Origin of the sequence: Streptomyces lacrimifluminis, from assembly GCF_014646095.1 — a bacterium.
Lineage (GTDB): Bacteria > Actinomycetota > Actinomycetes > Streptomycetales > Streptomycetaceae > Streptomyces > Streptomyces lacrimifluminis.
This window is the reverse complement of record NZ_BMMU01000005.1, coordinates 91,904-115,004: the sequence shown is the minus strand read 5'-3', so window position 1 is coordinate 115,004 and position 23,101 is coordinate 91,904. Positions and strand designations below refer to the sequence as shown.

At 71.8% G+C, this 23,101-nt stretch carries 14 protein-coding genes; 10 read left to right on the top strand and 4 right to left on the bottom strand.

Annotated elements, in window-relative coordinates; genetic code table 11:
* The first annotated feature begins 89 nt into the window (after window positions 1–89).
* From IEY89_RS10430 to moeZ, 5 genes are all read left to right on the top strand, one after another.
* Entirely contained in the window at window positions 90–1,814 is a 1,725-nt protein-coding gene (locus IEY89_RS10430) for a DUF3492 domain-containing protein (RefSeq protein WP_189147041.1), read from the top strand.
* Window positions 1,811–3,121 (top strand): hypothetical protein, encoded by a 1,311-nt coding sequence (locus tag IEY89_RS10425; RefSeq protein ID WP_189147040.1) that lies wholly within the window; start codon window positions 1,811–1,813, stop codon window positions 3,119–3,121. Before IEY89_RS10430 ends, IEY89_RS10425 begins: the two co-directional genes overlap by 4 nt.
* Window positions 3,122–3,263: 142 nt before the next feature.
* Window positions 3,264–4,223: an NAD-dependent epimerase/dehydratase family protein gene (locus IEY89_RS10420; protein WP_189147039.1), complete on the top strand. Its 960-nt coding sequence runs from the start codon at window positions 3,264–3,266 to the stop codon at window positions 4,221–4,223.
* Entirely contained in the window at window positions 4,211–4,960 is a 750-nt protein-coding gene (locus IEY89_RS10415; protein WP_189147038.1) for a spherulation-specific family 4 protein, read from the top strand. The genes IEY89_RS10420 and IEY89_RS10415 overlap by 13 nt, the downstream gene beginning before the upstream one ends.
* 63 nt (window positions 4,961–5,023) lie before the next feature.
* Window positions 5,024–6,202, top strand: coding sequence for an adenylyltransferase/sulfurtransferase MoeZ (gene moeZ, locus IEY89_RS10410; protein WP_189147037.1), 1,179 nt, complete (start codon window positions 5,024–5,026; stop codon window positions 6,200–6,202).
* An 89-nt stretch (window positions 6,203–6,291) separates the two neighbouring features.
* Here the strand turns inward: moeZ and IEY89_RS10405 are convergent, their stop codons facing one another.
* From IEY89_RS10405 to IEY89_RS10395, 3 genes are all read right to left on the bottom strand, one after another.
* Window positions 6,292–7,839 (bottom strand): alpha/beta hydrolase, encoded by a 1,548-nt coding sequence (locus IEY89_RS10405; RefSeq protein WP_189147036.1) that lies wholly within the window; start codon window positions 7,837–7,839, stop codon window positions 6,292–6,294.
* A 116-nt stretch (window positions 7,840–7,955) separates the two neighbouring features.
* Window positions 7,956–9,506, bottom strand: coding sequence for an alpha/beta hydrolase (locus IEY89_RS10400; RefSeq protein ID WP_189147035.1), 1,551 nt, complete (start codon window positions 9,504–9,506; stop codon window positions 7,956–7,958).
* 99 nt (window positions 9,507–9,605) lie between these two features.
* Entirely contained in the window at window positions 9,606–12,341 is a 2,736-nt protein-coding gene (locus IEY89_RS10395; protein ID WP_189147034.1) for a lysylphosphatidylglycerol synthase transmembrane domain-containing protein, read from the bottom strand.
* Window positions 12,342–12,517: 176 nt separating this feature from the next.
* On the opposite strand from IEY89_RS10395, the gene IEY89_RS10390 reads away from it, so the two are divergent.
* The 5 genes from IEY89_RS10390 to nudC all read left to right on the top strand — a co-directional run bounded on the left by IEY89_RS10390 (window position 12,518) and on the right by nudC (window position 22,722).
* Complete coding sequence (locus tag IEY89_RS10390) at window positions 12,518–12,892, top strand: MGMT family protein (RefSeq protein ID WP_373287222.1); 375 nt, start codon at window positions 12,518–12,520, stop codon at window positions 12,890–12,892.
* 252 nt (window positions 12,893–13,144) lie between these two features.
* Window positions 13,145–16,519: an ATP-dependent helicase gene (locus IEY89_RS10385; RefSeq protein WP_189147032.1), complete on the top strand. Its 3,375-nt coding sequence runs from the start codon at window positions 13,145–13,147 to the stop codon at window positions 16,517–16,519.
* Between the two features lie 135 nt (window positions 16,520–16,654).
* Window positions 16,655–20,194 carry an ATP-dependent DNA helicase gene (locus IEY89_RS10380; RefSeq protein WP_189147031.1) on the top strand — a complete coding sequence of 1,180 codons (3,540 nt, stop codon included), beginning with the start codon at window positions 16,655–16,657 and terminating at the stop codon, window positions 20,192–20,194.
* 4 nt (window positions 20,195–20,198) lie between these two features.
* Window positions 20,199–21,608, top strand: coding sequence for a dipeptidase (locus IEY89_RS10375; RefSeq protein ID WP_189147030.1), 1,410 nt, complete (start codon window positions 20,199–20,201; stop codon window positions 21,606–21,608).
* Between the two features lie 166 nt (window positions 21,609–21,774).
* Window positions 21,775–22,722: an NAD(+) diphosphatase gene (gene nudC / locus IEY89_RS10370; RefSeq protein WP_229695138.1), complete on the top strand. Its 948-nt coding sequence runs from the start codon at window positions 21,775–21,777 to the stop codon at window positions 22,720–22,722.
* Window positions 22,723–22,820: 98 nt separating this feature from the next.
* Here the strand turns inward: nudC and IEY89_RS10365 are convergent, their stop codons facing one another.
* Window positions 22,821–23,078: a glutaredoxin domain-containing protein gene (locus IEY89_RS10365; protein WP_006383423.1), complete on the bottom strand. Its 258-nt coding sequence runs from the start codon at window positions 23,076–23,078 to the stop codon at window positions 22,821–22,823.
* Window positions 23,079–23,101 lie beyond the last annotated feature (23 nt).

Here is a 23,101-nt window from a genome sequence, read left to right as displayed (position 1 = left end):
CCCACCACCGTCATGTCCGCATACGTTCGTCCCGCTGCGAGCCGCCGGGTCAACGGCGGCTCCCCATACGGGAGATCGGGGGTGTGCTCGTGCGCATCGGACTGCTGACGGAGGGTGGCTATCCGTATGTGAGCGGTGACGCCAGACTCTGGTGCGACCGGCTCGTGCGCGGGCTCGGCGGACACGAGTTCGACATCTATGCGCTCAGCCGCAGTGAGCGGCAGGAGGACGAGGGCTGGATCGAACTGCCGCCGCAGGTCAACCGGGTCCGGACCGCCCCACTGTGGACGGCCGAGGACGACGGGGTGGTCTACGGCCGCCGTGCCCGACGGCGATTCGCCGAGGCCTACGGCGAGTTGGCCTCGGCCCTCTGCGGTGGCCCCGACGCGGGGAGTGCGTCGGGCGGACCGGACCAGTCCACCGCTGAGGCGGACCGTTTCGGCAGCGCGCTGTACGGGCTCGCCGAACTCGCCCGGGACGAAGGCGGTCTGGTGGGAGCGCTCCGCTCCGAATCCGCCGTCCGTGCTCTGGAGCGCGCCTGTCGTGCGCCCGGCGCGCTGGGAGCGGCGCGCGAGGCGCGCGTCCCGGACCTGCTCACCGTCGCCGCGCACCTGGAACGCGCTCTGCGCCCCCTCTCGCTCGACTGGTACGAGGACGACGGACTCGGCTCGGTCGACCTCTGCCATGCGGCGGCCGGCGGCCCCGCGGCGATCCCCGGACTGCTCGCCCACCACTTCTCCGACGTACCCCTGCTGGTCACCGAGTACGGGGTCCCGCTGCGGGCCCACTACCTCGCCTCGGGCGCCGACGACAGCGCCCCGGCCGTACGGTCCCTGCTCGCGGCCTTCCACGGCGGGCTGGCCTCGGAGGTCTACCGGCGGGCCGCGCTCGTCACCCCCGGCAACACGCACACCCGCCGCTGGCAGGAGAGATGCGGGGCCGACCGGGAGAAGCTGCGGACCGTGTACCCGGGTATGGACGCGTCCCACTTCGCGGAAGTGGGCGAGTCGCCGGAGACCGCGGACCCCGACACGCTGATCTGGGTCGGCCGCATCGAGCCCGCCAAGGACCTGATCTCGCTCCTGCACGCCTTCGCGGAGGTCCGCAAGGAGGAACCGAAGACCCGTCTGCGCATCATCGGCGCGGCCACGGGGACCGAGAGCGAGGCGTATCTCGGCCACTGCCGGGCGCTCGCCGCGCAGCTCTTCCCCGACGAGGCCGAGGGCATCCACGCGGTCGGCGACAACCCCGTGTCGTTCGAGGAGATCGGCGGCCCGGAGGCACCGACGCTCGCGGAGGCGTACGCGGCCGGCGCGGTCGTCGTCCTGTCGAGCGTGGTCGAGGGCTTCCCGATCAGCCTGGTCGAGGCCATGTTCTGCGGCCGGGCGACCGTGTCGACGGATGTGGGCGCGGTGGTCGAGATCATCGGCGGAACGGGGCTCGTGGTGCCCCCGCGCAATCCGCGGGCGCTCGCGGAGGCGTGCGTGGCGCTGGTGCGCGACCCGGCGCGCCGCGAACGCCTGGGCGCCGCCGCACGCGCCCGTGCCCTCGAACTGTTCACCGTCGAGCAGAACGTCGAGGCATTTCGCGGCATTTACCTGGAGGTCGTCTCGCGCTGCCCCGTCCGCAGGGTCGTCCTCGACGACACCGGCGAACCGCTCCCGTTCGCCGCCCCGGCGGAGGCCCACGTTCCCGGCCGCTGGACGCATGCCGACATACGCGTGGTGGCCCGGGGCGGGCCCAGCTGGGCGACAGGACGCGCTTCCGCACCGGTACAGGCGACCCCCGTACCCGCCGGGGAGGGCGCGCGATGAGCGAGCTGGGAGAACTGGACCGCCCGGGGACACCGAACAGCTCCGGAGCTTGGGACGAACACTCGGAGGAGTGGCTCACGGGCGCCGCGGAGTCGAACGTACGGGACACGGAGTCGAACGAACGGGGCACGGAGACGAACGAACGGGACACGGAGACGACGCACACCCGGTCGCAGACCGCCCCACCCTCCGCCCGTGCCGCGCGCCGGGGTACCGGAGACCCCGTGAAGGCGCTCATGCACAGACACCGCGAGCTGTGCGTGCGAGCGGTGGACCCCCTGGAGATCGCCGCCGGCCTGGAGGCCCACGGCGTGACGGACCGGACGGCTGCCCGTTTCCGCCACCGGGACGTGTTCTCCCTGGCCGAGGAGATGTACGCCCGGGTCTCCCGGGACGCGGAAACGGCACAGCGGCCCACCCCGCCGTCCGGACCCCGTGTCCGGGCCGACTGGGCCCTGCTCTCCCTTCTTCCGGGAGCCCTGTGCGCGGCGACGGTGACGGGCCTGCACCTCACCGAGGGCCGGGTCCGGCTGGCCGTGGCGACGCTGGGCGCCCTGGCCGTGGCCCTGGCCGTACGCGCGGCACTGGGCCGGGGGCCGCTGGGCCCCAGGTCCCACCCGGCGCCCCCCGGTACCTACCCGAGCCACACCCCGGGCTCCACCCGTGCGTGGACCTACTGGCTCCTCGCGTACGCGCTCCTGGGCGACGATCTGCTCACCGCCGCGCTGACGGGCGGTTCCGACGGCTTCCCGGCCGCCGTCCGGGATCTGTCCACCGCCCCGGTCCTGGCCCTCACCCTGGCCTGTGCGCCGGCGGCCTGGTGTGCCCACCTCTTCGCGGCGGGAGCCCGTCGCAAGCTCGGCGCCAGCCGTGGCCTGGCGGACTTCACGGCAGCCGTGAAACCCCTCCTCCTGGGCGCGTTCGCCCTGTTCCTGTGCGCGTCTGCGGCGCTCGTGGCGATCTCCGCGGCGGTCCTGCACGAACCGGCCGCCTACACCACGACGGTCACGCTGGGCGCCCTGCTCCTCCTGGCCCGCCTCCTCACGGCACACGGCTTCACCCACGCCCCGGCAGTGGTCCTCGGCGTGGCAGCCGCGACGGAGGCAGCGGCCCTGGCCACCGCCTTCGCGTCCCACCTCCCCGGCTGCGCCTTCCTGGCCACCCCGGTGGAGACGGTCGTGGCCGCCTGGAGTCCGGCGGGCATCCCGGCGGCGGCCTGCGGAGTGGCCGTCCTGGTCCTCCTGCTCCACGCCACCCGCACGCTGACCAGGGCGTCGGCTCACGCGCTGCCGGATGAGGCCGGATGACATCCCGGACCAACGACCACGGCAGGCGACCGAACCCGCGACGCCCGGCCCTCCATCACGAACGAAACCGTAACCCCCGAAGGAGTACACCGATGATCACCTCCCGACCCGGAGCCGGAGAGTCCGCCGAGGGAGTCGTCCGATGAGGGTTCTGCTGATCGGAGCCAACGGCTATCTGGGCCGCTTCGTCGCCGACCGACTGCTCGCCGACCCGGCCGTGCAGCTCACCGCCCTCGGCCGCGGCGACGACGCCGACGTCCGGTTCGACCTCGCGTCCGGCAGCCCCGGCGCACTCACCCGCTTCTTCGACGCCGTCCACCCCGGAGTCGTCGTCAACTGTGCGGGCGCCACGCGTGGCGGCGCCCGCGAACTCACCCGCCACAACACGGTCGCCGTCGCCACCGTCTGCGAGGCCCTGCGGCGCAGCGGCTGCGGCGCCCGTCTGGTCCAGCTCGGCTGTGGCGCCGAGTACGGCCCCAGCCAGCCCGGTTCCTCCACGGCCGAGGACGCCGTCCCCCGGCCCGGTGGGCCGTACGGCGTCAGCAAGCTCGCCGCCACCGAACTGGTTCTCGGTTCCGGCCTCGACGCCGTCGTCCTGCGCGTCTTCTCACCGGCCGGGCCCGGTACGCCCGCCGGCTCCCCGCTCGGCCGTCTCGCCGAGGCGATGCGCCGCGCGATGCAGTCCGGCGACGGCGAGCTCAAGCTCGGCGGCCTGGGCGCGCAGCGCGACTTCATCGACGTACGGGACGTGGCGCGGGCCGTGCACGCCGCCTCGCTCTCGGCCGCGCAGGGCGTCATCAACATCGGCTCCGGCCGCGCCGTGCGCCTGCGCGACGCCGCCTCCGTCCTCGCCCGCGTGGCCGGATACGGCGGCGCGCTGCACGAACTGGACGGCCCGCCCGGCCCTCTCAGGGCGTCCATCGGCCATCCCCGCACCGATCCGGACCACGCACCCCCGGTCGCGTACCCGTACCCGGACGGCTGCGGCAGCTGGCAGCAGGCCGATGTGCGCACCGCACGCGACCGGCTCGGCTGGCGGCCCCGGATCAACCTGGAGGAGTCCCTCGCCGACATCTGGATGGAGGCGGCATGCCGCATCTGACCAGTGCCAAGGCGGGCACCGCGAGCACCGGTGTACGCACCGGCTTCGGCATCCCGGGCTTCGCGCACCCTCTTGTCGCCCCGACCGAGTGGGGCGAACTGAGTCGCCCGGGCACGCCCCTGCACTGGGTCGTCCTCAACGTCGCCGACGGCCCGGGCAGCCGTCCCGATCCGCACTGCCTGGAGGCCGTCGGCCGCCTGCGCAACTCGGGTGTCCGCGTGCTCGGCCACCTCGACACGGCCCACGGGGCGCGCACGCACGGTGAGTTGATCACCGAGGCGCAGCGGCACCGCGACTGGTACAGGACCGACGGCTTCCTCCTGGACCGCTGCCCGACCGACCGCACCGCCCTCCCGGAGACCCGCCGCACGATCGGCATGCTCCGCGAGGCGCACGAGGACACCCACATCGTCCTGGGCCACGGCACCCATCCGCATCCGGACTATGCCGAGCACGCCGACCAGCTCGTCACGTTCTCCGGGCACTGGAGCGACTACCGCTGGTCGCAGGTGGCCGAGTGGACCGCCGACCATCCGCCCGAGCGCTTCTGCCACTTCGTGCACGGACTGCCGCTCGGTCATCTCGACGAGGCGCTGCGCGTCGCCCGCTGGCAGGGTGCCGCCACGATCTACTTCACCGACCGTACGGACCGAGGTGGCCGCGCGGACCCCTGGGAGACGATGCCCGGCTACTGGGACGACATCGTCTCGCGCCTCGGAACGGGTGTCTCGGAATGAAGAAGGGCGTGGCAGTGTTACGGGGAGAACAACCGTAGTGATTGACCGACCAACGGAGTCCCCGTGTCGCTGCCACCCCTGGTCGAGCCCGCTGCCGAGCTCACCGTAGACGAGGTCCGCAGGTACTCCCGCCACCTGATCATCCCCGATGTCGGGATGGACGGGCAGAAGCGGCTGAAGAACGCCAAGGTGCTCTGTGTGGGCGCCGGGGGCCTGGGCTCGCCGGCGCTGATGTACCTGGCCGCGGCGGGCGTGGGCACGCTCGGCATCGTGGAGTTCGACGAGGTCGACGAGTCGAACCTGCAGCGCCAGATCATCCACAGCCAGGCGGACATCGGCCGTTCCAAGGCCCAGTCCGCCCGCGACTCCGTGCTGGGCATCAACCCGTACGTCAACGTGGTCCTTCACGAAGAGCGGCTCGAAGCCGAGAACGTGATGGACATCTTCGGACAGTACGACCTGATCGTCGACGGCACGGACAACTTCGCGACCCGCTACCTGGTCAACGACGCGTGCGTGCTGCTGAACAAGCCTTACGTGTGGGGCTCGATCTACCGCTTCGACGGACAGGCCTCCGTCTTCTGGTCCGAGCACGGCCCCTGCTACCGCTGCCTCTACCCGGAGCCCCCGCCGCCGGGCATGGTTCCCTCCTGCGCCGAGGGCGGCGTCCTGGGCGTGCTGTGCGCCTCCATCGGCTCCATCCAGGTCAACGAGGCCATCAAGCTCCTCGCGGGCATCGGCGAGCCCCTCGTCGGCCGTCTGATGATCTACGACGCCCTGGAGATGCAGTACCGCCAGGTCAAGGTCCGCAAGGACCCCGACTGCGCTGTCTGCGGCCCGAACCCGACCGTCACCGAGCTCATCGACTACGAGGCCTTCTGCGGTGTCGTGTCCGAGGAGGCCCAGGAGGCGGCGGCAGGCTCGACGATCACTCCCAAGCAGCTCAAGGAGTGGATCGACGACGGCGAGAACATCGAGATCATCGACGTCCGCGAGATCAACGAGTACGAGATCGTCTCGATCCCCGGCGCCAAGCTGATCCCGAAGAACGAGTTCCTCATGGGCACCGCCCTGGCGACCCTCCCGCAGGACAAGAAGATCGTCCTGCACTGCAAGACGGGTGTCCGCAGTGCGGAGGTCCTCGCGGTCCTGAAGTCCGCCGGTTTCGCGGACGCGGTCCACGTCGGCGGCGGTGTGATCGGCTGGGTCAACCAGATCGAGCCTCACAAGCCGGTGTACTGACCCGCGGTTCACCACACCGTCTCTCCCGTTCCTCCTGTTCGGCCGGCGGGCGTCTCGCGCACCACAGGTGCCCGGGGCCCCCGCCGCCGTCATGTACAGACCTTGCCGTCCCGCGGCACCGTCCCGTCCAGCAGATACGCGTTCACCGTGGAGTCGACACAGTCGCTCCCACTGCCGTACGCCCCGTGCCCCTCGCCCTTCCACGTCAGCACCACGCCGACGCCCTTGCCCAGTTCGTCCGCCATCTCGCGCGCGCCTTCGTACGGCGTCGCCGGATCCCCGGTGTTGCCGACCACCAGGACGGGCGCCGCGCCGGGCGCGCCGACCTCCGGTGTGGCGTACTGACCGGCCACCGGCCAGTCGTGGCACCAGCCGGCCGTGTCCCAGCCCAGGAACTCCCCGAACACGGGCGAGATCTTCCGGAATTCGGGCAGCCGCTCCCTGGCCTGCGCCGCGGTCGGCCGCTGCTTGTCGTCCAAGCACGATATGACCCGTTGGGCATGGGTCGTCGTGCCGTAGTGGCCCGAGGCGTCGCGGTCGTTGTAGCCGTCGGCGAGGGCCAGCAGGTCCGATCCGTCGCCCTGTTCGGCCGCCTCCAGGGCGCTGGTCAGCGCCGGCCAGCTCTGCTTGCTGTACAGCGGTACGAAGATGCCGGTGACGGCCAGGCCCTGGGTCAGCTTCCGCCCGGAGGACGTGGGCAGCGGCTCGGCGTCGATCCGCTTCAGCAGCGCCGAGATCTGCCGCGACCCCTGGTCCGGGTCCTCGCCCGTCGACGTCAGGTAGTCGTCGAGGGCGCGCTGGAAGCCCCGGGCCTGGTTCTTCGCGTGTCCCACCATGTCGGCGCTCGGGTCGACGACGGCGTCGAGGACCAGCCGTCCCACGTTCTTCGGGAACAAGTGGGCGTACACACCGCCGAGTTCGGTGCCGTACGAAATGCCGAAGTAGTGGGTCTTCGTGTCTCCGAGGACGTGGCGCATCAGGTCCATGTCGCGGGCGGAGTCGGTCGTCGAGACATGCGCGAGGAGCTTTCCGGCGGACTGCGCGCAGCCCTTCCCGAAGTCGGCCGAGTCCTGGAAGTACGCCTTCTCCTCGGCCGCGTCGTCCGGCGACGGGTCCACCGACTCGGCGGCCTGGATCTCCTTGTCACTGCGGCAGCGCACTCCCTCGCTGGCCCCGACCCCGCGCGGGTCCCAGCTCACCAGGTCGTAGCGCTCGCGAAGGGCGGAGACCGTACCGGCGTACGAGGGCATCACGGAGATACCCGACTGGCCCGGTCCGCCGAAGTTGAACAGGAGGGAGCCGATGCGGTCGCCTCCGGTGGCCTTGGCGCGGATGAGCGCCAGGCCGATGGTCTCACCGTCCGGCTTCGTGTAGTCCAGCGGTGCCTTGAGCGTCGCGCACTGCCAGTCGCTCCCCGGCGTGGGGGAGTCAGATGTGCCCTCGCAGCGGCCCCAGCCGAGCTTCTGCGAGGTCAGCGAGGCAGGCAGCGCCGGCGAAGCCCGGGACGAGGAAGTTGTCGACGAGGGTGTCGTGGCGCCGGACCCCTTGCCGTCACCGCTGTCGGATGTGCCGTTGCTGCAGCCGGCCGCCAGTAGCACGGCGGCGGCAGCGGCCGTCCAGCGTACGAAGCGAGACATGTCACTTCCCCCCCTGCGAGCCGTCCGCTCGGAGCAGCGGATGGCGGTCCGGCCATATTAGGCGGATCGCGCCGAGGCCGTATGAGCTTGTGGATAACCGTCTGACCTGCACTTTTCTAGGAACATACGGTCCCGGTTCCCGGTACCTTCCCGTTCAGCAGATAGCCGTTCACCGCCGCGCGCACGCAACGGTCCCCGCTGTCGTACGCGCCGTGCCCCTGCCCCTTGTACGTCAGCTCGACGCCCACACCCGCACCCAGCGCCCCCACCATTTTCCGCGCGCCCTCGTACGGCGTGGCCGGGTCGCCGGTGTTGCCGATGACGAGGATCGGCGCCGATCCGGGCGCGCTGACGTCGGGGTGGTCGGCGGCGCCCGGCACTGCCCAGTCCGTGCAGCTGACCATGGACCAGGCCAGGAAGTCGCCGAACAGGGGCGAGGCGGCGCGGAACTCGGGCAGCCTCGCCTCGATGTCCGCGACGGTGTAACGCGGCTTCGTGTCGGAGCAGTTGATCGCGGTGTTCGCCGCGCTGATGTTGCTGTACTCGCCGTTCTGGTTGCGCCCGTTCATGGAGTCGGACAGCAGCATCAGGATCTTGCCGTCACCGTCGTACGCGCGCTCCAGGCCCGCGGTGAGATAGGGCCAGAAGTCCTGGGAGTACAGAGCCTGCGCGATGCCGTTGGCCGCCGCGCTCTGGGTCAGTTCGCGCGGGAAGATGCCGGGGATCGGCTTGGCGTCGAGGTCCTTGAGGAGCTTGCCGATCCGCTCCTCGACATCCTGCGCGGTGTCGCCGACCGGACAGTCCTCGGTCTTGGAGGTGCAGTCCTCGGCGAAGTTGTCGAGCGCGAGCTGGAAGCCCCTGGCCTGTCCGAGCGAGCCCTGGTCAGGTGTCTGGGTGGGGTCGACGACCGCGTCGAAGACGGCACGACCCACATTCTTGGGGAACAGATGTGCGTAGACGCCGCCGAGTTCGGTGCCGTACGAGATGCCGAAGTAGTACAGCTTGTCGTCGCCGAGGACCTGGCGCATCAGATCCATGTCCCGGGCCGCGTCGGTGGTGCGCACGTGCGGGAGCACCCTCTTGGAGTTCTTCTCGCAGGCCGCGTTGAACCTGCTGGTGTTGTCCAGCAGTTCGGCGCGTTCGGCGGCGTCGTCGGGCGTCGCGTCCTGCTGGAAGTACGTGTCGAGCTGTTCGGCGTCCTCGCAGCGCACACCGGCACTGCGGCCCACTCCGCGCGGGTCGAAACTCACCAGGTCGTAGCGCGTGCGCAGGGTCGCGTAGTCCGTGCCGAACGCGGGGAGCGTGGTGACTCCCGAGCCGCCGGGCCCGCCGAAGTTGAAGATCAGGGACCCGATGCGCTTGTTCGCGTCGCCGCTCGCCTTCACCCGGATCAGCGCGAGCCCGATGGTCTCACCCTTCGGCTCGGCCCAGTCCAGCGGTGCCTTCATGGTGGCGCACTGCCAGGCGTCGCCGCCCGGCAGCGGGGACGGCGCCTCGCCGCCGCCCTCCGACTCGGACGGCGCGGGGCAGTCCTTCCAACCGAGCTTCTGGGCCGGCAGATTCTCTTCCGCGGATCCGGAATCGTCGCTGCAGCCTGCCGTCAGGGACGTCAGCAGGAGGGCGATGGCCGTCAGAGCAGCGGCACGCGGCCGGAAGGGGTTGGGCATGCACCCATCCTGCGGTCGTACCCGACGGGGCGCTCGGGGCGCGAGCCGTACGAGGTACCGCGCACGCCCCGGGGAGCACCGGCGCGAGGCCCGCACTCCCTAGAGGGAGCCCTTGCGCGTCAGGTGGTTGAAGAACAGCCAGCCCGGCAGTACCGGGATCCAGAGGGTCAGCAGCCGGTAGAGCAGCACGGCCGGGGCAGCGACCTCCTTGGGAAGGCCGACGGCGATCAGACCGACCGTGAGGGTCGCCTCGACCGCGCCCACACCACCGGGGGTCGGTGCCGCGGAGCCCAGCGCGTTGCCGGCGAGGAAGACGACGGCGACGCTGGCGAGGCTGAGCGAGGTGGACTCGTCGCCGAACGCGCGGATCGACGCGTCCAGGCACATCACGAAGCACGCGGTCAGCAACAGCATGCCGCCGATACCGGTGACCAGCTTCTGGGGCCGCTGGAGAACGTCCAGCATGCGCGGTACGACACCGGCGAACAGGGACCTCACGCGCGTGACGACGAATTTCCGCAGGAACGGTACCGAGGTCACCACGAGGACGAGCACCGCCACGGTCAGCAGGCCCGCGATGACCGTCCGGGACGGCGACAGCGACGGCGTCTTCTCGGTGCCCGTCAGATAGCCGAACGCCAGCAGCATCAGGATGTGGCAGCCGAGCCCGAACAGCTGCGACGCGCCGACACTGGCCACCGCGAGCCCCGGCCGCACGCCCGCGCGTTGCAGGAAACGTGTGTTGAGGGCCACACCGCCGACCGCCGCGGGTGCCACGATCTTCACGAACGACCCGGCGACCTGCGCGGCCACGGTCCGCATGAACGGCACCCGCTCCGGGACGAAACCGAGCAGACTCATCGCCGCGGCGAAGTAACTCAGCGCCGAGAACAGCACGGCCGCGATGACCCAGCCCCACTCGGCGTTGTCGATCAGAGTGGCGAACTCGATGTGGGTGAGCTGGGTGAGCAGGAAGTACGCGCCGAACGCGCCCGCGATGAAACTGATCAGGGTGCGCGGTCTCACCCGTTCCAGCCGGGCCGGTTCGACCGGTGCCTGCGGTCTGATCAGCAGCACCTGGTGACGGATCTGGGCGAGCAGATCCTCCTCGCGGGCACCCTCCAGGGCCTCGTCGATGGCCCGCTTCTCGGCCCGCTGTTCCGCCCGCACGGACTTTTTGTCGGACTTTTCCAGTACGACAGGCCCGGGGTCGGGGTGGGCCGCCTCCAGCCGGGCCTGCTTGGCCTGCTGGGACGCCTCCAGGACCGCCTCGCGCTGACGCTGGGCACGCTCGCGGGCGAGTTTGCGCAGCGTCGCGCGCGTGGAGCGCGACAGGGCGATGGGCTGGAGCATCGGCAGACAGTCGGCCACCGCGTCCGGGCCGAGCACTCCGACCGCGGACGCCACCGCGCGTTCGGCGCCCACGCGCAGGCCCAGTGTCGACACGAGCTGGGCGATGTCCATGCGCAGCAGCAGGTCCCCGGCCGCGATCTCGCCGACCCGGAGGTCGGTGAGGATCACCTTGCCGGAACGATCCACCAGAATTGCCTCGCCGACGAGCCTGCGATGCGCGATGCGCCGCGACTGCAGGGCCCTCACCTGATGCCAGGCGTTGCGCAGCAGCTCGTCGGTGATCTCCTGGTCCTCCAGCGAGTCGAGCGTGCGGCCTCCGGTGTGCTCGTAGACGAGCATCACGGCATCGGGGCCGAGCTCCGAGGTCGCGATCAGCTTGGGCGCGTTGGCCCCGGCGGCGATCGCCGCGTACGCGAGGAGAGCTTCCTGCTCCAGTGCCTGGCGCAGCGACTGGAGACTGCTGCGGGTGGTCAGGCCGCGCAGCGTGATGTTGCGCCACATGCGGTAGAAGAAGCCCTGCGCCTGCTGCTCCCGGTCGACCACGGTGACGTCCAGCGGGGGGCCGTCCTCCAGGGTGACGAAGTAGCGTCGGCCGCGGTCACCGCTGTCCGTGGCCTCCGGCACCTCCTCACGAGCCGCGCTCACCGGGCGGAAGCCGACGTGCCGCAGGCCCGCCATCAGGTTGCGCCCGGTGGGACGCACGTTCGGTGAGCCGACCGCGTACAGGGTTCCGTACGCGACCGACCAGCCGATCAGCACCGTCAGGATGATCGAGAACGGTGTCGTGTAGCCGGTGACCAGCATCGAGAAGGCGTCGAGCATCAGCACCACCCACAGGGTGGCGCGCCAGCGCGGCCGACGGGACATGCCGACGGCCGTCATGTACGCGATGACCGGAGCGAGATAGCCGTGCACCGGGTCGGTGAGGGCGAGGATGTCGCCGGGGGAGGGCTGGGTCAGTGCCTCCTGGATGGAGTCCGGGGCTCCCTTGGCGACCCACAGGTCCGTGGCAAGGGTCACCCCGTGCGCGAGGACCGCCGCGAGCACACCGTCGGCGATGCGCAGCCCGTCCCGCTTGATCAGCCGCTCGATCGCGAAGGCCACCGGCACCAGGAGGATCGCGATGCTCGACGCCAGTCCCGCGATCTTGATCAGCAGGTCGGGAGCCTGGCCGGTGCCCTTGCTGATGTCCTGTTCGAGCCCCGAGGTGGTGCCGTGCGCGAACGCGGCGATCGCGAGCAGGACGACGATCGCGAAGATGCCGGCCAGGAACCGCATGAGATCGGAGGGGCGGTGCACGCGCGCGGGGAGCAGCGGTTCGTCGCCCTCGACCTCCTCGGCGTGGGCGTCGTCGTCGGCGCAGTCGGCGGCCGGTTCGGCCGGTGTCCGCTCGTGCTCGTGGCCGGCGCCGTCCGCACCGGGGCGCGACGAGACCTCAGAGGTGTCCTCCGTGCCTTCGGGGTGCACGCCCTGCTGCTTCATGGTCTCTTCTTGGTCTCGTATCACCGGTCACCGCCCGCACGATGGTGGCATGCCCCACTGACACACAGGGGCATCAGGGTGCAACGCGGGGGCGCACAGTCTGCCGCAAGCGCCGCTTCGGGGCGAGGAACACCCACGGTCGCCGTCTCGTCACATTGTCGGTGGGGTGGGGCAGGATGGGCCGGATGAGCGACGAGAGCCGTCCGGCGGATGCCCTGCCGGAGTACGCCGAGCGGGCCCTGGAGGCCGCGGAACTGATCCCGCCCGGGCGTGTCATGACGTACGGCGATGTGGCCGAGTGGCTGGAGGAGGGCGGACCGCGCCAGGTCGGGCGCGTGATGGCCCTCTACGGAGGGGCCGTTCCGTGGTGGCGGGTCGTCCGCGCGGACGGCGTCCTGCTCCCGGGGCACGAACTGGAGGCTCTCGACCACTACCGCGCGGAGGGCACACCCCTGAAGGAGGCGAGCAGGGCCACCGAGGGGCATCTGCCGCGCCTCGACATGAGACGGGCGCGGTGGGACGGCGGGGAGCGGGCGGAGGGTCACACCTGACAGCTTCCGCCATCGGACGGGCATCAGGGGGACCTGTGGCCCGTACGGGGTAAACCGGGCACGTCCGTGCCATGGCGTACGTTCGTGGGGCGAGGGGCCCGGGTGACGCTCGGGGCGGGAGGGAACAAGCGGAAGCCCTGCTTCCGGACCGCCCGTCGGCGTACCGTCGGCTGCACTCACCCCCCTCACCTCCCGGCCACCGCCCTCCACGCGGTCAGCCAACCAGCACACCCACCAGGACCGGCGAACCACGTGAGCTCCTCTTCCTCCACCAGGCGCCTGTCGCACCCTCAGGGGCGACAGGGGAACCGTGGCGCTTACCGACTGGTGCGCACCCCGCCCACGCGGCAGGATCCCCCTCTTCTGGACGCCGCACAGCGCGCGGTGGTTGACCACGTACGGGGCCCGCTGCTCGTCCTCGCGGGTCCGGGCACCGGGAAGACCACCACCCTCGTCGAGTCCGTGGCCGCCCGGATCGCCCGGGGCGGGGACCCCGAGCGGACCCTCGTGCTGACGTTCAGCCGCAAGGCGGCCGTCGAGCTGCGCGACCGTATGGCACTGCGTATCGGAGCCGCACGCGCTCCCCGCGCGACCACCTTCCACTCCTTCTGCTACGCCCTGGTCCGCGCCCACCAGGACAGCGACCTGTTCGTGGAACCCCTGCGGCTGCTCTCCGGCCCCGAACAGGACGTGGCCGTACGCGGACTGCTCGCCGGCCAGCCCGACCTGGAGCGGCTCGGCCTTGCCCACGTCCGCTGGCCGGACGAGCTGCGCGCCTGTCTCACCACCCGGGGCTTCGCCGACGAGGTCCGCGCGGTCCTCGCCCGCAGCCGCGAGCTGGGCCTCGGCCCGGACGCGCTGGACGCCTTCGCCCGGCGCATCGGCCGCCCCGACTGGCGTGCCGCCGCCGCCTTCCTCGCCGAGTACCTCGACGTCCTCGACATGCAAGGAGTGCTCGACTACGCGGAACTCGTGCACCGCGCCGTACTCCTCGCGACCCGCCCCGACACCGCAGGGCAGCTCGCCGCCCGCTACGACGCCGTCTACGTGGACGAGTACCAGGACACCGACCCCGCACAGGTGCGACTGCTGCAGGCGCTCGCCGGAGGCGGCCGGACACTCGTCGCGCTCGGTGACCCCGACCAGTCGATCTACGCGTTCCGCGGGGCGGACGTCAACGGCATCCTGAACTTTCCGGACGCCTTCCCGCGCGCGGACGGCCGCCCCGCCCCGGTCGAGGTCCTCAGGACGTCCCGCCGCTCCGCCGCCGTTCCGCTGACCGCCACCCGCCTCCTCACCCAGCGCATGCCCCTGACCCGTCTCCCGGCCGAGAAGGTCCGCGCCCACCGCGGACTCGCCCCGGTCCGGGACGGAGGCCGCGTCGAGGTCTGCACGTACCCGACGTCCGGTACGGAGCTGGAGAACATCGCCGACATCCTCCGCCGCGCACATCTGGAGGACGGTGTCCCCTGGGGCGAGATGGCCGTCCTGGTGCGCGCCGGCGGCCGTACGATCCCGACGGTCCGGCGCGCCCTCACCTCCGCCGGCGTCCCCCTGGACATCGACGGCGACGACCTTCCCCTGCGCCACGAACCGGCGGTGGCACCGCTGCTGACGGCGCTCCGCGCGGTGGCCACTGCGGCGGTGTCGGGAGCGGACGAGGAGACGGGCGCCCAACTGACAGGGGACGGCGACGGCGAGGACGCCGACGCCGTCTCTCCGGGAGCCACCGCCTGGCTCGGCACCGAAACCGCCCTCACCCTCCTCACCTCGCCTCTCGCCGGCATGGACGCCGCCGATCTGCGCCGCCTCGGCCGCGCCCTGCGCGAGGAGGAACGGACGGCGGGCAACCCCGTACCGCGGCCCTCGGACGAACTTCTGGCCCGTGCGCTGGCCGAGCCCGAACGATTGGTCTCCCACGACCCGACGTACGCGCGCGGTGCCCAGCGCCTCGGCGCACTGCTCAGAAAGGCACGGGAGCGCCTCGCGGGCGGCGGCACCGCCGAGGAAGCCCTCTGGGACCTCTGGAACGGCACACCCTGGCCAGGACGCTTGGAGCGGGCCGCCCGGCGTGGCGGCGCGGCCGGACGCAACGCCGACCGCGACCTCGACGCCGTGTGCGCGCTGTTCGCGACCTCCGCGCGCGCGGAGGAGCGCACCGGCGGGCGTGGCGCGCTCAACTTCCTGGAGGAGATCGACGCCGAGGACATCGCGGCCGACACCCTCACCCGCCGTGCCGTGCGCCCCGACGCCGTCCGTCTGATGACCGCGCACCGTTCCAAGGGCCTTCAGTGGCGCCTTGTGGTCGTCGCCGGTGTCCAGGAGGGTCTGTGGCCCGACCTGCGCCGCCGCGGCTCCCTCCTGGAGGCGGACCGCATCGGCCGCGACGGCCTCGCCGAGCCGCTCACCCCGGGAGCACTGCTCGCCGAGGAGCGGCGGCTGTTCTACGTGGCCGCCACGCGTGCGCGTGAACGCCTGGTCGTCACCGCGGTGAAGGCTCCCGCCGACGACGGTGACCAGCCCTCCCGCTTCGTCACCGAACTCGGCGTCGAACCCAAGGAGGTGACGGGCCGCCCGCGCCGCCCCCTCTCCGTCGCCGCCCTCGTCGCCGAACTGCGCGCCACGACGGTCGACCCGCGCGGGTCCGCCTCCATCCGAGAGGCCGCCGCCCGCCGCCTGGCCCGGCTCGCCGCGCTCACCGACGAGGAGGGCCGCCCACTCGTGCCGTCCGCCCATCCCTACCGCTGGTGGGGCATGTACGAGCCGACCGAGAGCAAGGTCCCGCTGCGCGACCGGGACCAGCCCGTCGTGCTCTCCGGCAGTGCCCTCGACCAACTCGCCAACACCTGCGCCCTGCAGTGGTTCCTGGGCCGCGAGGTGAAGGCCGACGCCCCCGCGACCGCCGCCCAGGGATTCGGCAACGTGGTGCACGTCCTCGCCGACGAGGTCGCCTCCGGACACACCCCCGCCGACCTCGCCGTCCTCATGGAACGCCTCGACTCCGTGTGGAACGCGCTCGCCTTCGACGCGCCCTGGAAGTCGACGCAGGAGAAGGAGCACGCGCGGGTGGCGCTCGAACGCTTCCTGACGTGGCACGTCGACTCCAGTCGCACCGGCCGCACCCCCGTGGCCAGCGAGCACGACTTCGACGTGACCCTCGGAGCCGGCGAATACGAAGTGCGCATCCGCGGTTCCATGGACCGCGTCGAGGCCGACGGCGAGGGCCGCGCCTACGTGGTCGACTTCAAGACCGGCAAACAGACGCCCACCGCCGCCGAGGTGGCCCGCCACCCCCAGCTCGCCGTCTACCAGCTCGCCGTCCGCGAAGGTGCCGTCGACGAAGCCTTCGACGGTGTGCGCCCCGAACCGGGCGGCGCCGAACTCGTCCAGTTGCGCCAGGGCGCCGCGAAGCGGGACGGCGGCGAGACACTGCCCAAGGTGCAGGCCCAGGCCCCCCTTGAGGGAGGGGGAGGCGCGGAGGGGGAGTGGGTCGGCGACCTCCTGGCCACCGCCGCCGGCAAGGTGCTCGACGAACGGTTCACCCCGACCGCCGGACAGCACTGCGCGCACTGCTCCTTCCGGGCATCGTGCAGCGCCCGCCCGGAAGGCCGACACGTCGTCGACTGACACCGGCCGGACCTGTACGAGGGTGATGCCCGTACGGGAGTGATGTACGGCACCACCTGCGCCGGCCTGCGCTTCCGCCGCCCCGAACGGCGAACCTGGCCCCCACTGTCAGTGGCCGCAGTTAGCCTCTCTGACGTGCCAGCCAGTATCAGCGACCCCGAGCAGCTCAAAGAGCTCCTCGGTATCCCGTTCACCCCGGAGCAGACGGCCTGCATCATCGCGCCGCCCGCCCCGCAGGTGATCGTGGCCGGAGCCGGGTCGGGCAAGACGACGGTGATGGCGGCACGCGTGGTGTGGCTCGTCGGCACCGGCCAGGTCGCCCCCGAACAGGTGCTCGGCCTCACCTTCACCAACAAGGCCGCCGGTGAACTCGCCGAACGCGTCCGCAAGGCGCTCGTCAGGGCGGGCGTCACCGACCCGGACGTCATCGACCCCGACAACCCTCCCGGCGAACCGGTCATCTCCACCTATCACGCTTTCGCCGGTCGCCTCCTGAAGGACCATGGCCTGCGCATCGGCCTCGAACCCACCGCCCGCCTCCTCGCCGACGCGACCCGCTACCAGCTCGCCGCGCGCGTACTGCGCGAAGCCCCCGGTCCCTACCCGGCGCTCACGCGCTCCTTCCCGGACCTCGTCAGCGACCTCCTGACCCTCGACGCCGAACTTGCCGAACACCTCGTCCGCCCCGAACAACTGCGCGCGTACGACGCTGAACTGCTGCGCGCCCTGGAGGGCGCCAAACTCACCAACGCGGACCTGCGCAAGGTCCCGGAGACGGCCGCGGCCCGCCGTGAACTCGCCGAACTGGTGACCCGTTACCGGGCCGCCAAGCGCGAGCGTGACCTCCTCGACTTCGGCGACCAGATCGCCCTCTCCGCCGCGCTCGCCCGCATCCCCGAAGTGGGCCGCGTCCTGCGCGACGAATTCCGGGTGGTGCTCCTCGACGAGTACCAGGACACGTCCGTTGCCCAACGCGTCCTCCTGGCAGGACTGTTCGGCGATGGCACCGGCCACCCGGTGACCGCGGTCGGCGACCCCTGCCAGGCGATCTACGGCTGGCGCGGCGCATCCGTCGCCAACCTCGACGACTTCCCCGAGCACTTCGCCCACGCCGACGGCGGCTCGGCGGCCCGTCAGTCACTGAGCGAGAACCGCCGCAGTGGAGGCCGCCTCCTCGACCTCGCCAACGGCCTCGCGGAGCCCCTGCGCGCCATGCACGCGGGCGTGGAGGCACTCCGCCCCGCACCCGGCGCCGAACGCGACGGCCAGGTGCGCTGCGCGCTGCTGCGCACCCACGCCGAGGAGATCGACTGGCTGGCCGACTCCATCGCCCACCTCGTACGCACCGGCAAGGCACCCGGCGAGATCGCCGTCCTGTGCCGCACCGCCACGGACTTCGCCGAGATCCAGGGAGCGCTGGTCGCCCGGGACATCCCCGTCGAGGTCGTCGGGCTCTCCGGGCTGCTGCACCTGCCCGAGGTCGCCGACCTGGTGTCCGTCTGCGAAGTGCTCCAGGACCCGGGGGCCAACGCCTCCCTGGTCCGGCTGCTGACCGGCCCGCGCTGGCGCATCGGCCCGCGCGACCTCGCCCTCCTGGGCCGGCGGGCCCGCTTCCTCGTGTCCCACGCGCGCGTGGGTGACGCCGACGACCCGGACCGCCGGCTCGCCGAGGCCGTCGAGGGGGTCGATCCCGCCGAGGTGATATCGCTCGCGGACGCCCTCGACACCTTCCTGGAAACACCTCTGAGAGGCGAGGGCGACGATGACGGGCTGCCCTTCTCGCCGGACGCGCGCGTGCGCTTCGCCCGGCTCGCCACCGAACTGCGCGACCTGCGCCGCTCACTCGCCGACCCGCTGATGGACGTACTGCACCGCGTGCTCGCCGTCACCGGCCTGGAGGTGGAGCTGTCGGCGTCCCCGCATGCCCTGGCAGCCCGCCGACGTGAGACCCTCTCCAACTTCCTCGACATCGCCGCCTCGTTCGCCGCCCACGAGAGCGAGGCGAGCCTGCTCGCCTTCCTCGGCTTCCTGCGCACGGCCGCGCAGTACGAGAAGGGCCTCGACAACGCTCTGCCCGGCGGCGAGAACACCGTCAAGGTGCTCACCGCCCACAGGTCCAAGGGCCTGGAGTGGGACGTCGTGGCCGTCCCCGGCCTGGTCACCGGCACGTTCCCCAGCGACCGGGGCCGCGAGAGATGGACCTCCCAGGCCAAGGTCCTGCCGCACGCACTGCGCGGCGACACCGACACGCTGCCCGACATCGAGGCCTGGGACTCCCGGGGCATGAAGGCCTTCCAGGAGGCGATGAAAGACCACCAGCACACCGAGGAACTCCGCCTCGGCTACGTCACCTTCACCCGCTCCCGCTCCCTCCTGCTCGGCTCCGGCCACTGGTGGGGCCTCTCCCAGAAGAAGCCCCGCGGCCCCTCCGACTTCCTGCGGGCCCTCCACGACCACTGCACCGCCGGGCACGGCGAGATCGAGGTCTGGGCGGACGAACCCGAGGAGGACGAGGAGAACCCCGCCCTGCACGCGACGACCGCCGACCAACTGTGGCCCCTGCCCCTGGACGACGCCGCGTTCCGCCGCCGCCGGGCCGCCGCGGAGACGGTGCTCGCCCACCTGGAGACCCTCGCCTCCCGCGAGGACAGCCACCCCGCTGCCGCGCACGACCCCGACGCGTACGACGACCCGGACTGGCCCCCGCCGCCGGACGACGAGCCTCCGTACGAGGACGACGAACCCCTCGACGACGGCCCCCTCGACGAAGCCGAGGACGCGGCTTCTCCCGCCGAGGACGACGCCGACTGGGACGCCTGGACCACCGACCGTCCCGAACCGTCCGCACAGACCCCGCCCCACGCGCGCGTGCCCCGCACCGGACACGACCATGACCACCCGCCCACGGTGCCCCGCGCACGCAGACACCCCGCCGAAGCGGATCTCACACCCGAGGAGGCCCGCGCCGTCGCCTCCTGGGACCGCGACCTCGACGCACTCACCGGGGAACTGCTGCGCGCGCGGGAGAGCGTCACGGACGTCGTCCTTCCCCCGACGCTGACCGCGTCCCAGCTGATGCTCCTGGCCGCCGACCCCGACGCCCTCGCGCAGGAGCTCGCCCGCCCCATGCCACGCCCACCGCAGCCCGCAGCCCGCCGGGGCACCCGCTTCCACGCCTGGGTCGAGGCCCGCTTCGAGGAACTGCGGCTCCCCATGCTGGAACCCGAGGAACTACCCGGCAGCGACGCCGAGATCGCCGACGAACGCGACCTGCAAACCCTCAAGGACGCCTTCGAGCACACCGTGTACGCACACCGCACTCCCTACCGGGTCGAGGCCCCCTTCCAGCTCGACATCGCCGGACGTGTCGTACGGGGCCGGATCGACGCCGTCTACAAGGAAGGCGACGGAGCGGAAGCGACCTACGAGATCATCGACTGGAAGACCCACCGCGCCCACACCGCCGACCCCCTCCAGCTCGCCGTCTACCGCCTGGCCTGGGCCGAGCAGCAGGGTGTTCCGCTGGAGGCCGTCGGGGCCGCCTTCCTGTACGTGCGCAGTGGCGAGATCGTCCGGCCGGACGATCTCCCGGAGCGGGCCGCGCTGGAGCGGCTGCTCCTGGACGAGCCTGCCGCGTTCGAAGTACCGGACGAGGATGTCAGCGCGGGCCGATAAGCTCATGACCATGAGCCAGGCCCCGGACAGCGCCGTCCGTACGTACATCGAGCAGCACCGTGCCGCCTTCCTCGACGACCTCGCCGAGTGGCTGCGCATCCCGTCCGTGTCGGCCCAGCCCGACCACGCCGCCGATGTACGCCGCAGTGCCGACTGGCTCGCCGCCAAACTCAGGGAAACCGGCTTCCCGACCGTCGAGGTCTGGGCGACACCGGGCGCCCCGGCGGTCTTCGCCGAGTGGCCCGCCGACGACCCCGCCGCGCCCACGGTCCTCGTCTACGGCCACCACGACGTGCAGCCCGCCGCCCGCGAGGACGGCTGGGACAGTGACCCTTTCGAACCGGTCGTCCGGGGAAACCGCCTCCACGCGCGCGGCGCCGCCGACGACAAGGGCCAGGTGTTCTTCCACACACTCGGAGTCCGCGCCCACCTCGCCACCACTGGCCGCACCGCACCCGCCGTCCACCTGAAGATGCTCGTCGAGGGCGAGGAGGAGTCCGGGTCCGTCCACTTCCGTTCCCTCGTCGAGGAGCACGCCGACCGGCTCGCCGCCGACGCCGTGATCGTCTCCGACACCGGCATGTGGGCCGGGGACACCCCCACGGTGTGCACGGGCATGCGCGGCCTCGCCGAGTGCGAGATCCAGTTCCACGGTCCCGACCAGGACATCCACTCCGGCTCCTTCGGCGGCGCCGTGCCCAACCCGGCGACCGCCGTCGCCCGCCTCGTCGCCGCGCTGCACGACGAGCACGCGCGTGTGACGATCCCCGGTTTCTACGACGGCGTCACCGAACCCACCGACCGCGAGCGCGCACTCCTGGCCGAACTCCCCTTCGACGAGGAGCAGTGGCTGCGGACCGCCAAGTCGTACGCCACCCACGGCGAAGCCGGACACACCACCCTGGAGCGCGTCTGGACGCGTCCGACCGCCGAGGTCAACGGCATCGGCGGCGGCTACCAGGGCCCCGGCAGCAAGACGATCGTCCCGGCCTCGGCCATGGTGAAGCTCTCCTTCCGGCTGGTCGCCGGCCAGGACCCCGACCACATCGAGAAGATCGTCCGCGACTGGACCGCGACCCGGGTTCCCGCCGGGATCCGGTACGCGATCACGTTCGCGGCCGCCACGCGCCCGTGTCTGACCCCGCTGGACCACCCCGCCCTGCAGTCCGTCGTACGCGCCATGAGCCGAGCCTTCGACAAGCGGGTCCGCTACACACGTGAAGGCGGCAGCGGCCCGGCCGCCGACCTCCAGGACGTCCTCGGCGCCCCCGTGCTCTTCCTGGGCATCTCCGTCCCCTCCGACGGTTGGCACGCCCCCAACGAGAAGGTGGAGATCGACCTGCTCCTCAAGGGCGTCGAGACCACCGCCTACCTGTGGGGCGACCTGGCGGAAAGCTGGCGCCATGAGTCCTGACGATCCCGCCCGGCCCGGACCGGGCACTGCCCCGGGGCACACGGGAAGTCCCGCCCCACACCCGCGCAAAACCGTCCGAAAGCCCCGGCCCTCCATGCGTCCCCGCCTACATCCCGCTGAACCGCCCGCCGAAATATCCGTTCCCCCGGGGGAGTTGGAAGCACCTGTGACCACCTGGACCGACCACACCGCCGACCGTCCCATCTCGCTCACCGCCCCCAGCGGTATCGACCGGGCCGCGCACCACCGGCTCGACGAGGCCTGGCTCGCGGCGGCCTGGAGCCACCCCACAACCCGCTGCTTCGTGGTCTCCGGCGGCCAGGTCCTCATCGACGAGACGTCCGAAGGGCGTACCGAACTCGTCATGACCCCCTCCTTCGAAGCCCCCCTCACCGAAGCGCACCGCTACTTCCTCGGCAACGACGACGAAGGAACCAGCTACTTCGCCCTCCAGAAGGACGCCCTGCCCGGCCGTATGGACCAGTCCGCGCGCCCCGCGGGTCTGCGCGAGGCGGGCCTGCTCCTGTCGCCCCGCGACGCGGGCCTGATGGTGCACGCCGTCGCCCTGGAGAACTGGCAGCGCCTGCACCGCTTCTGCTCCCGCTGCGGCGAGCGCACCGTCATCGCCGCCGCGGGCCACATCCGCCGCTGCCAGGCCTGTGGCGCCGAGCACTACCCGCGCACCGACCCGGCCGTGATCATGGCCGTCACCGACGAGGAGGACCGCATCCTCCTCGGCCGCCAGGTCCACTGGCCCGAGGGCCGCTTCTCGACGCTCGCCGGTTTCGTCGAGCCCGGCGAGTCCATCGAACAGTCGGTGCGCCGCGAGGTGTTCGAGGAGGCCGGCATCCTCGTTCGCCAGGTCGAGTACGTCGCCAGCCAGCCCTGGCCGTTCCCGTCCAGCCTCATGCTCGGCTTCATGGCCCGCGCCGTCTCCACCGACATCGAGGTCGACGGCGACGAGATCCACGAAGCCCGCTGGTTCTCCCGCGAGGACCTGCGCGCGGGCTTCGAATCCGGCGAGGTCCTCCCGCCGTACGGCATCTCGATCGCGGCCCGCCTGATCGAACTCTGGTACGGCAAGCCGCTGCCGAAGCCGGGCAGCGCGCTCTGACGCGCGAGGCCGGCCCCTGAGCCGGTCCCGCCGACGTGCCGGGCACGCGAAGACCCCCGCACGGCCGCCGGGCCGGTCGGGGGTCCGGGACACGCGGGTCAGGCGCCGAGAGCCTGCTTCACCTGCGCGAGGCTCGGGTTCGTCATCACGACCTCCGGGCCGTCGTTGGAGGGAACCACCAGCACCGTCGGAACCGTCTGGTTGCCGCCGTTCGCCTTCTCCACGAACGCTGCGGAGTCCGGGTCGTGCTCGATGTTGATCTCGTTGTACGCGATGCCCTCGCGGTCCATCTGGCTCTTCAGCCGACGGCAGTATCCGCACCACGTGGTGCTGTACATCGTCACAGTGCCCGGCATGTCTCTCGCGCTCCTCAGCAGTT